The following is a 13023-nucleotide window of genomic DNA, read 5'->3' on the forward strand; positions in this document are numbered from 1 at the left end:
AGGCGACGCTGACGTTGTCCAGGGCGACGACGCGGGTCTCCCCCTCCCCGTAGACCTTGTTCAGGCCGGTGGCGCGGGCGGCCGCCCGGCCGGTGTGGACGGCGGTTGCGGCGAAGGTCACGTGGACTCCTGAGGGCGATAAAACGGAAAATCTGACTCCAGTCCATCCTCCCAAGGGGTTCTTAGGTGATGTGTATGCCGAGCGGGCGGTCGGCCCCCGCCGCCTCGCCGGGTCGGCGGGGGCGCTCTCCTCCTCAGGTATGACGTGATCCCTGAGGGGTGCGACACGCCGCTACTCGACCGCCACGCCGAAGGCGGCCGCCAGCCCGGCCAGACCGTTCGTCACCGCCCGCCCGGACGGGCTGAACTCCCAACCGCCGTCGGCCCGTCGGAAGGCGCCGAGCAGCATGGCGCTGTCCGGCACCCCGCCGGTGGTGCCCGCCCAGTCCGCCGGGCCGGCCGCGCCCGGCCCGTACGCGGCGGCGACGGCGAGCCCGTGCACGTACCCGAGCGGCAGCGCCGGGGGCTCCTCCTCCTCGGTGGAGACCGCGACCACCACCTCCTCGACCGCGGCGGGCAGCCGGTGCAGGCCCAGGGTCAGCCGGGCCGCCCGGGTCGGCTCGCCCGGCACCGAGTGGGTGGGGTGCAGGCGGACCGCGCCGTCCGGGTCCTGCGGGCTGTTGAAGAACACGAAGTGCTCGTCGCTCAGCACCCGGCCGCCGGCGCACAGGAAGGCGGTGACGTCCAGCTCCACCGCGTCCCCGCCGGCCGTCCGGCTCTGCCAGCTCACCGTGAGGGCGGTCTCCCGCCCGGCCGGATCGGCCTCCTTCGGCCCGGCGCCCGCACCGGCGGTGGAGGCGGCGGCGGAGGTGCCGCCGCCGAGCCGCCCGCGCAGGCCCTGCTCGGCCAGCAGCTGGACCAGCTCCGGGCCGCTCACCAGCGTCAGCGGCTTGCCCTCGATGTAGCTGTACGAGCCGCGGCCGAAGCCCGCCGTGGTGACCAGGATGCCCTTGATCGCGCCGTGGTGGCGGACGGTGGACTCCAGGTCGCGCACCGCCGTCGGCGGGACGGTCTTCTTGTAGCGCTTGGCCTGGATCACGATCTTGCCGCCGGTCACCGGGTCCAGGTCCTCGGCGACCACGTCCACCCCGACGTCCCCGCTGCGGGCGGTGGTCATCACCCGGAAGCCGCGCAGCCGGAACAGCTCGGCGATCAGGTCCTCGAAGTCCAGCGGGTCCATCTCGAAGAGGTCCGGCTCGTCCTCGCCGCCGTGCCCGGCCAGGATCCCGCCGACCGTCTCCGGCCGGCGGTCCGGCCGCACCTCGTCCAGCCGCTCCGGGCGCGCCGACAGCCGGCCGCCCAGGCCCTGGAAGCACTCCACCGCGTCCACCCGGTCCAGCGCCAGCCCGGCGAACCCGGCCCGGGTCGCGGTCAGCGTCGACACGAAGCGCTCGGCCTCCCGGCCGGTCGCCGGATCGATGCCGAGCACGAAGCCGTTCAGCACCACCGAGTCCAACAGCCCATCCCGGTCCGCCCGGAACAGCTCCGCCACCACCCGCAGCGCCGACTGCGCCAGGACCTGCCGGTACAGCGCCTTGCGCTCCGTCGCCGGACGGGACACCTCCGCCTCGCGGTCGTCCGACTTCACGTACCGCACCCGGGCGGCCGCCGGCACCACGTCCGACCCGGGCAGCTCCCAGTTCACCACCAGCTGGCGGCCCGTGGCGTCGAAGGCCGCCACCAGCCGGTGCGGGAAGCCCTCCGGCCAGGCCGCCGAGGCGTACAGGCCCGCCGTGAAGTACTCCTGCACCGCCTCCGGCTCGCCCGCCCGCAGCCGCCGCAGCAGCTCCTCGGTCCGGGCACCGCGCTCCTCGTCCTGGCGGCGGACCTGCTCCGCCCAGGCCAGGTACTCCCGGTGGTACGCGGCCAGCCGCTGCTGCCGGTCCGCCTCCCGCGCCTGCGCGGCGTACCAGTCCTGCTCGAACCGGGCCCGCGCCTGGGCCAGGTACTGCTCGTACTGGCGCCGCACTCCTGGATTGCGGGCCTGCACCGGATCCGGCGGCGGCACGAAGTAGACGGCGGACGTCTGGTCCGGCATCACCACCGGCTCACCCAGGGGGCCCGGATCGAACGGCGGCACCGTGCTCGGCGCCAGCAGCGCCTGCGGACCGAAGGCCGGCGCAGCCAGCCCGGCGGCCAGCAGGCCCTTCAACTCCTCGACCCGGGCGTCCAGTTCGGCCGTCCGCCGGGCCGCCTCCGCCTCCCGCGACTGCTGGTAGGCGCGCTGCGCCTCCCGCTCGTCGCGGGCCGCCGCCCGCTGCGCCTCCCGCTGCTCGCGCTCCCGCCGGCGCTCCTCCGCCGCCTCGGCGCGCCACCGGGCCTCGTCCCGGCGCTGCTGCTGCCGCTGCGCCTCCGCCCAGATCGCCAGCACCCCGCTGCTCCGCCGCCCCGACACCGTCCGTCCACCCCATTCATCTCGCGCCGACCCCGGCCGCGCGAGCTCGCCTCCCGGCCGCACCGCCGACCGCGCCCGCCACAATAGAACGTGGACACCCCACCGGGCCACGCGCCCGTGACCAGCGGGCCCTTCCGGGGCATGGAGGCCGGGCGCGGAGCCACTGCGGGGCCGTCAACGAGCGGACTCGGTGGAGAAGTTCAGAGGCCCGGGTCCGGCCGCCCGGGGACGGGAGGCCGGGCCCGGGCCGCGGGGGCCGGGCCTCGGGGTCAGGAGGCGACGGCGTCGGCCCGCCGGATGGTCGCGCCGAGGTCGCACCAGGTGGTCGAGGTGCCGCCGGACTCGGCGCGGGTGCCGTAGTGGGGTGTAGTCGCCGTAGCCCGGCTTGTAGCAGACGATCCGGCCGGTGAAGGCCGAAGTGGCAGTTCGTGGGGAATGCACTGGGAAGGACGCTAACGACGCGGCCGACGGGGTCACGCCGGCTCGATGCCTCCTCGAGCACGGTTCCAGTGGGGGGCCGGGGCGGTTGTCGGTGCCGGCGGGTAGCCTCGGCTGATCGAGGACCCGTCGAGTACCCACAGGGAGAGCTGCCCGTGACGATCCCCGCACCGCAGCGCCCGGACCGCCCCGGGGGCTGGATCTCCACCGGCCTGAGCTGGCAGGACGGCCGCGCCGTGCTCGGGGCCGTGCGCGGCGCCCGGGTGCACGAGCGCGCCGTGGAGCCGGGTGCGGAGGTCGGCTGGCTGCTCGGCGGCCCGCGGCGGTGCACCGGGGCCTGGCTGGCCGGGGCGACGGAGCGCACCCCCTGCCCGCACGTCGCGGTGATCGATCCGGACGGCGGCGCGACGCAGTGCCCGGCCTGCCAGAGCGTGGACCGCGGCCTCGCCCTGGCGCGGGACCAGATCCTCGACGACGGCCGCACCTACCTGCTCTACCTCGCCTGGTTCGGCGAGGGCCTGTTGAAGGTCGGGCTGACCGCCGAGCAGCGCGGCGACAGCCGGCTGCTCGAACAGGGCGCGCTGGCCTACACGTTCACCGCCCGGGGCGGACTGCCCGCCGTGCGCCGCGCCGAACTCACCGTCGCCGCCTCGGGCCTGGCCCGGGAGCGGTACAAGTCCCGGCTCAAGGCCGACCAGTGGTGGTCGCACGGCGACGCCGGGCATCGCCGTACGGTGCTCACCGAGGCCCGCACCCGGGCGCACCGGCTGCTCGACGGCCACGCCGTGGAGCTGCTCGCGGACCGTCCGGTGGTGGACCACGTGGAGCGCTACGGCCTGGCGGGCGGCGCCCCGGAGGCGTACCGGGAGATCGCCGGTCTGGCCGACGGCGCGGTGGTCGCGGGCCGCCTCCGGCCGCCGATCGGCAAGCACCTCTTCCTCGACCAGGCGGACGGCTCGGGCCCGCTGCTGCTGGACACCCGCCGGCTCACCGGCTGGACGCTCACCCCCGTCCCCGGCCGCCCGTCCGAGGGGCTGGCCCTGCAGGAGCGGGTCCGCCCGCCGGAGCCGGACACCCAGGAGGCGCTGTTCTGAGCCCACCGGACAGCCCCTGGGCAGTCCGGTGGGCTCAGCCGCTGATCAGGGCGATCAGCTGGTTCGCCAGGCCCAGCGCCGGCGCGGCGGCCTCGCCGATGCTCTGGGCAAGCCCGGACAGCAGGTAGAGGGTGTCCTGCCACCGGCTCCGCTCCTCGGTGGCGGGGCTGGACAGCACGGGCAGGGCCGAGGCGAGGCGACGCCGGTCCGCCTCGCGGAGCCGGTCGTCGCCGGCCAGCTCCGCGACCACGGCCGCGAGCTGGGCGAACAGTGCGGCGACCTCCGGCGGCAGGGCCTCGCCGACCGGGCCGTTGTTGTGCTGGATGCCGATGTGGTGGCTGCCGCCGTGGATGGTGACCTGATCGCCGACGTGGACGTGCGGGCCGCCGCCGAGACCGTCGCCGTTGCCGTTCACTTGCTGACCCCCGTGTTCCCTTGACCACCGTAGATGTTGACGCTGTCGCCGAACTGATAGCGCCGCAGGTCGACCACGACGCTGCTGACGTACTGCTGGAACTCGATCTGCGGGTTTTCGATCGCCTGCGTGATCGCGGCCTGCAGTTCGTACGCGGGCTCCGGTGACTGCCAGGCCAGCAGTGCGGTCGGCGGCCCCGCCGTGTCCACGGTCAGCGCGTACAGACGCGGCTGGAGCAGGACGGGCAGGGTGTCGACCGCGAAGTAGACCACCACGAGCAGCGATGCCACACCGATGATCCAGCCCGGGGCGGAGCTGCCGCCGTCGCCGTAGGAGCCCGTGGAACCGAGGCCGCCGGACGCGTCCGTGACCGCCGCGAGTCCGATCGCGGCCAGTGCGACGGCCGCCGCGAGTTTGAGGAACCGGATGACCGCGGCCAGACGGTTCGCGACGATGACGGTGCTGCTGACCCGGGCGAGCGTCGCCAAGGGGTACGCCGCGTTGCCGACCCAGAGGATCCGCCTGGTCACGGCCACCCTGATGGTGGTCTGGGCCATCGAGGCCAGCTTGCCCGGGACCGGTGCGGCCGCCTGCGGAGGCGCCGGGGGCGGAGGTGGAACGAACGGAGTGGAGCCGGTTTGGCCGGCCCGGGTCCGGTCAGCCGGATCGTTCGGCTGCATGGGCATTCCCCCAAAGCTGTCGTGCGTCCGCCGACAATGAACCAGCACCCGCCGTATCCGCACAAGTCTTTCGCGACAAGCCGAATCTGACGGTCCGTCTGCGCTCGCGTCCGATCGGCGGTCCGAGACGGGGTCAGCCCAGCTTGCTGCGGATCCCGCCCGGGCCCGAGCGGGACCGGCGGGAGAGCGGGGGCCGGGAGGGGCGGACGTCGTGGCGGGGGCCGGGGTCGGCGGTCTCGGCGGTCCGGCGGGCGAGCGCGGCCCGGGCGGCGGCCAGGGCGACGCGGGCGAGCAGCGGGTCCTCCCGGAGCCCGGCCGCGTGCTTGGCGCCCTGGCAGGAGGTGCACCAGACCGGCGAGGCCGGCCCGTCCGGGTACACCATGCCCTCGGGCGGCAGGTAGTGCCCGCCGCACTCGACGCACTCGAAGACCAACCTCATCCGACGATCACCGTCCCGGATCCGTGGCACCGACCGCAGGGGGACCAGAACTCGTGGATCCTGGGCACCATGCTTCCTTCCTCGTCCAGTTCGACCGTTGCCTCGGTCTTCTGGGTCCCCCCGGACCCGCCGCAACCGGAACAGGACTGAACCTCGGGCATATGCCGTCCCTCCGTAGCGGAGCACCACCGTAGCGCGATTTTCCACCCGTGAGCACCGCTCGCGGCGATCCACCACCCGTACGGGGAGCGCGAGATGTCGCCGCACGCCCCGCCGGAACGCGGTCGGCCCCTCGCGCGAGCACCAGCGCGAGGGGCCGAGGGTCGGTGGGCCCGACCGATTGCGGGGGAGTGTCAGCCGCGGGCGGCCCGCAGGAACTCCCGGTTCATCGCCGCGATGCTGGGCAGCGGGATGCCCTTGGGGCAGGCGGTGGCGCACTCGCCGGTGTTGGTGCAGCCGCCGAAGCCCTCGGCGTCCATCGCCGCGACCATGTTCCGTACCCGGGAGGCCCGTTCGGGCGCGCCCTGCGGGAGCACGTTGAGGTGGACGACCTTGGCGGAGGTGAAGAGCATCGCCGAGCCGTTCGGGCAGGCCGCCACGCAGGCGCCGCAGCCGATGCATTCGGCGTGCTCGAAGGCGGTGTCGGCGGCGTCCTTGGGGACGGGCGTGGCGTGCGCGTCGGGCGCACTGCCGGTGGGGGCGGTGATGTAGCCGCCGGAGCCGATGATCCGGTCGAAGGCGGAGCGGTCCACCACCAGGTCCTTGACCACCGGAAAGGCCGCCGCCCGCCAGGGCTCGACGTCGATGGTGTCGCCGTCCCGGAAGTGCCGCATGTGCAGCTGGCAGGTGGTGGTCCGCTCGGGGCCGTGCGCCTGGCCGTTGATGACCATGCCGCAGGCGCCGCAGATGCCCTCGCGGCAGTCGTGGTCGAAGGCGACCGGCTGGTCGCCGCGGGTGATCAGCTCCTCGTTGAGGGTGTCGAGCATCTCCAGGAAGGACATGTCCGGGCTGATCCCGCTGACCCGGTAGGTGGTCATCGACCCGGGTGCGTCCGGGCCCGCCTGGCGCCAGATGCGCAGGGTGAGGTTCATGCGTAGCTCCGCTGGGTGGGGTGGACGTACTCGAAGTCGAGCGCCTCGCGGTGGAGGACGGGTGCCGCGCCGGTGCCGGTGAACTCCCAGGCGGCGGCGTAGGAGTATTCCTCGTCGCGCCGGGCGGCCTCGCCGTCGGGGGTCTGGCTCTCGGTACGGAAGTGGCCGCCGCAGGACTCGGCGCGGTGCAGGGCGTCCAGGCACATCAGCTCGGCCAGCTCGAAGTAGTCGACGAGCCGGTTCGCCTTCTCGAGTGACTGGTTGAGCTCCTGCCCGGTGCCGGGCACCTTGATCCGGCGCCAGAACTCCTCGCGCAGCCGCGGGATCCGCTCCAGCGCGCGCTTCAGCCCGGCCTCGTCGCGGGCCATGCCGCACTCGTCCCAGAGCAGTTCGCCGAGTTCGCGGTGGAAGGAGTCGGGGGTGCGGTCGCCGTCCACGGCGAGGATCAGGTGGAGCCGGTCCTCGACCTCGGCCTCGGTCTCGGCGAGCACCGGGTGGTCGGCGGGCACGGGGGGCAGCGGGTTGCGGGCCAGGTAGTCGTTGAGGGTGGGCGGCAGCACGAAGTAGCCGTCGGCGAGGCCCTGCATCAGGGCGCTGGCGCCGAGCCGGTTGGCGCCGTGGTCGGAGAAGTTGGCCTCCCCGATCGCGAACAGGCCGGGGACGGTGGTCTGCAGGTCGTAGTCGACCCAGAGCCCGCCCATCGTGTAGTGGATCGCCGGGTAGATCCGCATCGGCACGCGGTACGGGTCCTCGGCGGTGATCCGCTCGTACATCTCGAAGAGGTTGCCGTACTTGGCCTCGACGGCGTCCCGGCCCAGCCGGCGGATCGCGTCGGCGAAGTCCAGGTACACGCCCTGGCCGCCGGGGCCGACGCCGCGGCCCTCGTCGCAGACGTTCTTGGCGGCGCGGGAGGCGATGTCGCGCGGCACCAGGTTGCCGAAGGACGGGTAGATCCGCTCGAGGTAGTAGTCCCGCTCCTCCTCGGGGATCTCGGCCGGCGGCCGGGTGTCGCCCTGCGCCTTGGGGACCCAGATCCGGCCGTCGTTGCGCAGCGACTCGCTCATCAGGGTGAGCTTGGACTGGTGGTCGCCGGAGCGCGGGATGCAGGTCGGGTGGATCTGGGTGAAGCACGGGTTGGCGAAGTACGCGCCGCGCCGGTGCGCCCGCCAGATCGCGGTGGCGTTGGAGTTCTTGGCGTTGGTGGAGAGGTAGAACACGTTGCCGTAGCCGCCGCTGGCGAGGACCACGGCGTCCGCGGTGTACGAGCGGATCTCGCCGGTGACCAGGTCGCGGGCGACGATGCCGCGGGCCCGGCCGTCGACGACCAGCAGGTCCAGCATCTCGGTGCGCGGGTGGAGCTCCACGTTCCCGGCGGCGATCTGCCGGGACAGCGCCTGGTAGGCGCCGAGCAGCAGCTGCTGGCCGGTCTGCCCGCGGGCGTAGAAGGTGCGGGAGACCTGGACGCCGCCGAAGGAGCGGGTGTCCAGCAGGCCGCCGTACTCGCGGGCGAAGGGCACGCCCTGGGCCACGCACTGGTCGATGATCTCCACCGACACCTGGGCGAGCCGGTGCACATTGGACTCGCGGGCGCGGAAGTCGCCGCCCTTGACGGTGTCGTAGAACAGCCGACGGATCGAGTCGCCGTCGTTGCGGTAGTTCTTGGCCGCGTTGATGCCGCCCTGGGCGGCGATCGAGTGGGCCCGCCGGGGGGAGTCCTGGAAGCAGAACTGGACGACGTGGTAGCCCTGTTCGGCGAGGGTCGCACCGGCCGCGCCGCCTGCCAGGCCGGTGCCGACCACGATCACGGTGTGCTTGCGCCGGTTGGCCGGGTTGACCAGCTTGGCGTCGAAGCGCCGCTGGTCCCAGCGCTGGTCGATCGGCCCGGCGGGGGCCTTGGTGTCGGCGACTGGCGCGCCGAGGGTGTACTCGCTGAAACTGCTCACTTGACCACTCCGGTCATCACGGCCACGGGGACGGACAGGAAGCCGGCGGTCAGCACGAGCGCCAGGCCGTTGGCGGTCAGCTTGAGCGCCCGGTCGCGGCGGGCGTTGTTGGCGCCGAGGGTCTGGGCGGCGCTCCAGAAGCCGTGCCGGATGTGGAAGCCGAGGGCCACCACGGCGAGGATGTAGAACACGTCGCTGTACCAGCGGCCGAAGGTGCCCACGACGTTCCGGTAGACGTGGCCGTGCTCGGCGACCGGGTTCACGGTGAGCGTGGTGAGGTCGAGGATGTGCCACACGATGAACAGCCCGAGGATCACCCCGCCCCAGCGCATGGTCCGGGTCGCGTAGCTCGCGCGGCGGCGCTTGTGCGCGTACTTGCTCGGGCGGGCCGCGAGGTCGCGGCGGCTGAGCTGGTACGCGGAGACGCCGTGCAGCACGACGGAGGCGAGCAGGCCGGTCCGGGCGATCCACAGGAACCACTCGTGGCCGAGGAACGGCTGCCCGATGGTGCGCAGCCAGGCCGCGTAGCCGTTGATGTCGTCCGGGCCGAAGAACACCTTGAGGTTGCCCAGCATGTGTGCGACCAGGTACAGCAGCATGACCAGTCCGGTGACGGCCATGACCGCCTTCTTGCCGACGGTCGACCGCCACAGCGTCGCCAGGGTGGACGGATGCCGGCCCGTCCGAGTCGCGGTTGTCATGCCTGCAACGGTAGGGACGGCCGCCAGGGTGCGTCCAAGACATGATGCGGCTCGTCACGATAGGTGCCGACTATCGATGCGGCCGGGGGCGGCGGCCTATCCTGGCCGGGTGCAGCTCCAGCAACTCCGCTACTTCCTGGCCGTCGCCGAGACCCGCCACTTCACCCGGGCGGCCGAGGCCGCACATGTGGCGCAGCCGTCCCTCTCGCAACAGATCCGGTCGCTGGAACGGGAGTTGGGCGCCGAACTGTTCCACCGCACCCGGGGCAACATCGCCTTGACCGACGCCGGGGACGCCCTGCTGCCGCTGGCCCGGCGCATCCTCGCGGACACCGAGAGCGCCCGCCTCGCCGTCCAGGAGACGGTGCAGCTGCGCCGCGGCCGGGTCCGGCTGGGCGCCCCGCCGAGCCTGTGCACCAGCCTGGTGCCGGACGTGCTGCGGGTGTTCCGGGACCGCTACCCGGGGGTGGCGCTGGTGGTCCGCGAGGGCGGCTCGCGCGACCTGGTCCGCTCGCTGGCCGCGGGGGAGCTGGACCTCGCGCTGATCATCACCCCGACGAGCGGCGAGCAGGCACCCGCCCTCGCCGTGACCGAGCTGCTGCACGAGGAGCTGGTGCTGGTCTCCGCCGAGCGGCGGGCCCGGCGCAAGGCCCGGGTGACGGAGCTGCGCGGGCGGCCGCTGGTGATGTTCCGGGAAGGCTACGACCTGCGCGAGGCGACCCTGGCGGCCTGCCGGGCGGCCGGCTTCGAGCCGGAGTTCGCGGTGGAGGGCGGCGAGATGGACGCGGTGTTGGGATTCGTCCGGGCGGGCATCGGCCCGGCCGTCGTCCCCGGCATGGTGGCGGCCCGCTCGGGCCTCGCGGTGACCCCGTTCGCCGGGCCGGGCCTGGGCCGCACCATCGCCGTCGCCCACGGCCACGAGGTGCCCCTCACCCGCGCCGCGGAGGCGCTGCGCAGCACCCTGCTGGCGCACCTGCACGACGCCGCGAAGTCGGGCGAACTCCCGCCGGGCACCCGGCTGTTGCTGCCGTGATCCCGCTCCCGATCCTGCGTGGGAAACGGCGGCCGTGTGGTTCGAGCCGAGCGACGAACCGGGCGAACACTCGCAGCCTCTCGTCCTTGGAGAGCCACTGTTCGGGGCGTTTCCATCGACAGGCCGAGCCCAGGGCCAAGCCCCCCGTGTCTGGCCGGTCGCCCTTCGCGCAATCACCGCTCCCACACGGCCTCCGCCGCCCGCAGCTCGGCCTGGTCCCTCCTCCTTCGGCGGGCTATGCGGGCATCACCCCGTGGATGCGGGAGATGGTGAACACGCGTTCGTCGTTGCGCAGGTGGCACCAGGCGTGGAGGTAGGGGGCGTCCAGTTCGAGTCGGCTGAGGGTGCGGACGGTCGCGTTGCCCGAGGTGGCGACGTACTCGATCGTGATGGCCTGGCCGTCGTTGACGGCATGGGCCAGCTGGCGGACGTCGGTGAAGGACAGGTTGCGCGCGTGCCCGGCGATGATCTCCTCGGTGTCGCTGTCATAGGGGCGACCGTCCCGCGGGTCAGGCTCCGGGATGTCCTGCGGGGCGCCTCGAAGCCGGGTGGCGAGGGCGGGTAGGTCGACGGCCGTCCGGGCCTGTTCGGTGCGGGCACCAGGACGCTGCGTGCGGGAACTGCCCCCGGCTACGCGCGGCGGTGGGACGGGGCTCGCCGCGCGGTGGCGCTGGGGCCGTTCGATCCGGACGGAACCGTCCGGTTTCTCGGCGACCGGGGCGTAGCCGGCGGACCGCAGTGCCGCGAGCGTCTTGTCCGGCGGGGTCCGGCTGATCAACACCGTCGGTGCCAGCTGCCGCAGGCCGAGTGGGGCGAGTTTGCGATGGGCGGCCAGTTCGGCCAGGAGGGCGGGATCCTGGCCGTGGATGACACAGGCTGCGGAGACGACGCGCACTCGGCCGTGGCTGCGGGCGGTGTCGTGGATCAGGTACGTGAGTGGCTGGGGGAGCGGTTCGACGGCGACGCCGGCGAGGTCGGCCGTGAGGGCGTCGAGGGTGAGGCCCGCGTCGAGGGCGCGGCGGACGCTTCCCGGGGTGAACCGCCATACGGACGCCGCACCGTAGGTCTCCCGGTCCGCGACGGAGTCCAGCAGGGCGAGGAGGTGCGCCGACGGCGTACCGGCGACCACGGCTGTGAGATCGCTGCCGAAGCGGGCGCTCCCGCTGGCGGCGGGCAGCAGCCGCCGGCAGGCGTCGGTCAGGGCTTCGGCGTCGTCGGCGAGAAGGGCGGCCCCGATCGGGGACACGGCACCGAGCGCGAGTGCGCCAAACAGTTCCGTCTCCCGGATCAGGGTGGCGAACGGCGTGGCGTCCTGGGGGAGTTCGTCGACGAGCGGGCGGAGCCACGCGAGCAGCGCCCCCAGGTCTGCCGAGTTCGCCGCGCCTTCGCCGGCCGGGAGCTGTGACGCGGCTGCGAGTAGCCCGTGCCGGGCCTGTACGCAGCCTCCGCAGGGCGGTGCCCCGGCGAGCGCCGGCAGAGCCTTCCCGTCCCCGTCGCGGCTCCCGCCGGGAGTCAGCGGGAGCGCCCACCACGCCCGGAGCAGCACGGCGAGTTGGTCGGCCGGTTCCTGCTCGGCCCAGCTGTCGTAGGACGTGGTCGCCGAGACCCCGTCGCCGTCCCGGGCCAGCAGCCCGGCCGCGCTCGCCGTCTCCAGTACGAGGCGTACCAGGATCTCGTCGCACTGTGCCGCTTTGCCGATCCGGGACAGCTCGCGGGCGCCGATCCCGCCGGCCTTGAGCCGGGCGGGTGGAGTGACGGCGCACACGCCGAGGACGGACACGGCGTGGGCGGCGAACGCCATGGAGGCGGCTGCGGCTTCCCGGCCGATGTCCGGGAGGGCGGTGGGCACCGACCGTACGTCGGGCGGGGCGGGCGTGAACGGGGCGTGCCAGTCGGAGCCGCGCAGTGCGAGTGCCACCTCCGCGGGCATACGGGCCGGCCCGTACCAGTGGCGGTCCCGGATCAGGAGCCCCCGCTCCAGCGCCCATTGTTCTCCGGGTTTGGTGCCGTCCTGCGGAGCCCCGAACATGATGAAGCCCGGTCGCTCCGGGGCCTCACGCGCCCGCCGTTCGAGGATTTTCCGGGTGGCTGCGGGCGCCTCGGCCATCAGTGCGGCGACCCGAGCCGGATCGCTGTGATGCTCGACCAGCGCCGCCAGCCGCTGCTGTTTCCGGTTGGCGACAGGTTTCACGGCGAGTTTCGCCAACATGCGGCCCAGCTCGTCGGAGTTCGCCCCCGCGAGCAGTTGCACGAGCGGTGCGTCGAGCCCCAGCGGCGAGGCCCACGCGCTCCGCAGCGGTGCCGCCATGCGCAGCAGGCCGTTCTCGTCCGGCCACACCAGAGCACGATCGGCCAGCGCCTCCAGAACGGCATCCAACCCGTGGGCGCGGTCACCGTGCGTCGCCTTCAGGAGGCCCGCCAGATCGTCCCGTGACACGGCCGTCAGCGCGGCGATGACCTCCGCCACCTGCAGGCACGGCAGCGTGAGTCGGGGCAGGGCCAACGCCACTGACGTCGGGCGCTGGAGGCGGTCCGCCAGTTCACCGACCGACCGCGGTTCCGGAGCCGACGCGGCGTCCGGGCGGGCCGCAAGGACCCGCTCCAACTGGACAGCATCGAGACCGCCCAGCCATGCGGCCAGTGCCGATCCGCTCTTCTTGCTGATGGGGCACCTCATCGCGTAGGAGGACGTCCATGCCCGGCCGGAGCCGACCGGAAGCACAAGGATGGCGTA

General features: G+C 73.6%; 10 protein-coding genes and 1 pseudogene. 2 read left to right on the plus strand and 9 right to left on the minus strand.

Translation table 11 applies throughout. From position 1 onward, the window contains the following. Positions 1 to 121: pseudogene (locus ACZ3TI_RS27045) on the minus strand (ABC transporter ATP-binding protein); the annotation flags it as partial. A 171-nt stretch (positions 122 to 292) separates the two neighbouring features. After that, entirely contained in the window at positions 293 to 2431 is a 2139-nt protein-coding gene (locus tag ACZ3TI_RS27050) for a restriction endonuclease (RefSeq protein ID WP_465730524.1), read from the minus strand. A gap of 617 nt (positions 2432 to 3048) precedes the next feature. Between ACZ3TI_RS27050 and ACZ3TI_RS27055 the strand changes: the two genes are divergently transcribed. Further along, positions 3049 to 3987, plus strand: coding sequence for a DUF2797 domain-containing protein (locus ACZ3TI_RS27055; protein ID WP_465730526.1), 939 nt, complete (start codon positions 3049 to 3051; stop codon positions 3985 to 3987). A gap of 34 nt (positions 3988 to 4021) precedes the next feature. Here the strand turns inward: ACZ3TI_RS27055 and ACZ3TI_RS27060 are convergent, their stop codons facing one another. The 6 genes from ACZ3TI_RS27060 to ACZ3TI_RS27085 form a co-directional block, all read right to left on the minus strand. Continuing rightward, a complete protein-coding gene (locus ACZ3TI_RS27060; protein WP_465730528.1) occupies positions 4022 to 4402 on the minus strand; it encodes a hypothetical protein in 381 nt (126 codons plus the stop codon). Beyond that, positions 4399 to 4959, minus strand: a complete 561-nt coding sequence (locus ACZ3TI_RS27065) for a DUF6232 family protein (protein WP_465730530.1) — start codon at positions 4957 to 4959, stop codon at positions 4399 to 4401. Before ACZ3TI_RS27065 ends, ACZ3TI_RS27060 begins: the two co-directional genes overlap by 4 nt. A 256-nt stretch (positions 4960 to 5215) precedes the next feature. After that, the gene (locus ACZ3TI_RS27070; RefSeq protein WP_465730532.1) at positions 5216 to 5521 is read right to left on the minus strand and encodes a hypothetical protein; all 306 of its coding nucleotides are present in this window, start codon (positions 5519 to 5521) and stop codon (positions 5216 to 5218) included. A 353-nt stretch (positions 5522 to 5874) separates the two neighbouring features. After that, positions 5875 to 6612 carry a succinate dehydrogenase/fumarate reductase iron-sulfur subunit gene (locus ACZ3TI_RS27075; protein WP_465730534.1) on the minus strand — a complete coding sequence of 246 codons (738 nt, stop codon included), beginning with the start codon at positions 6610 to 6612 and terminating at the stop codon, positions 5875 to 5877. Next, positions 6609 to 8555 carry a fumarate reductase/succinate dehydrogenase flavoprotein subunit gene (locus ACZ3TI_RS27080; protein WP_465730536.1) on the minus strand — a complete coding sequence of 649 codons (1947 nt, stop codon included), beginning with the start codon at positions 8553 to 8555 and terminating at the stop codon, positions 6609 to 6611. The genes ACZ3TI_RS27075 and ACZ3TI_RS27080 overlap by 4 nt, the downstream gene beginning before the upstream one ends. Continuing rightward, complete coding sequence (locus ACZ3TI_RS27085) at positions 8552 to 9256, minus strand: succinate dehydrogenase cytochrome b subunit (protein ID WP_465730538.1); 705 nt, start codon at positions 9254 to 9256, stop codon at positions 8552 to 8554. The genes ACZ3TI_RS27080 and ACZ3TI_RS27085 overlap by 4 nt, the downstream gene beginning before the upstream one ends. A 109-nt stretch (positions 9257 to 9365) precedes the next feature. On the opposite strand from ACZ3TI_RS27085, the gene ACZ3TI_RS27090 reads away from it, so the two are divergent. Beyond that, positions 9366 to 10289, plus strand: coding sequence for a LysR family transcriptional regulator (locus ACZ3TI_RS27090; protein WP_465730540.1), 924 nt, complete (start codon positions 9366 to 9368; stop codon positions 10287 to 10289). Between the two features lie 235 nt (positions 10290 to 10524). Here the strand turns inward: ACZ3TI_RS27090 and ACZ3TI_RS27095 are convergent, their stop codons facing one another. Further along, positions 10525 to 12966 (minus strand): helicase C-terminal domain-containing protein, encoded by a 2442-nt coding sequence (locus ACZ3TI_RS27095; protein ID WP_465730542.1) that lies wholly within the window; start codon positions 12964 to 12966, stop codon positions 10525 to 10527. Positions 12967 to 13023: the final 57 nt, after the last annotated feature.

It is taken from the genome of Kitasatospora sp. NPDC023120, assembly GCF_055560835.1.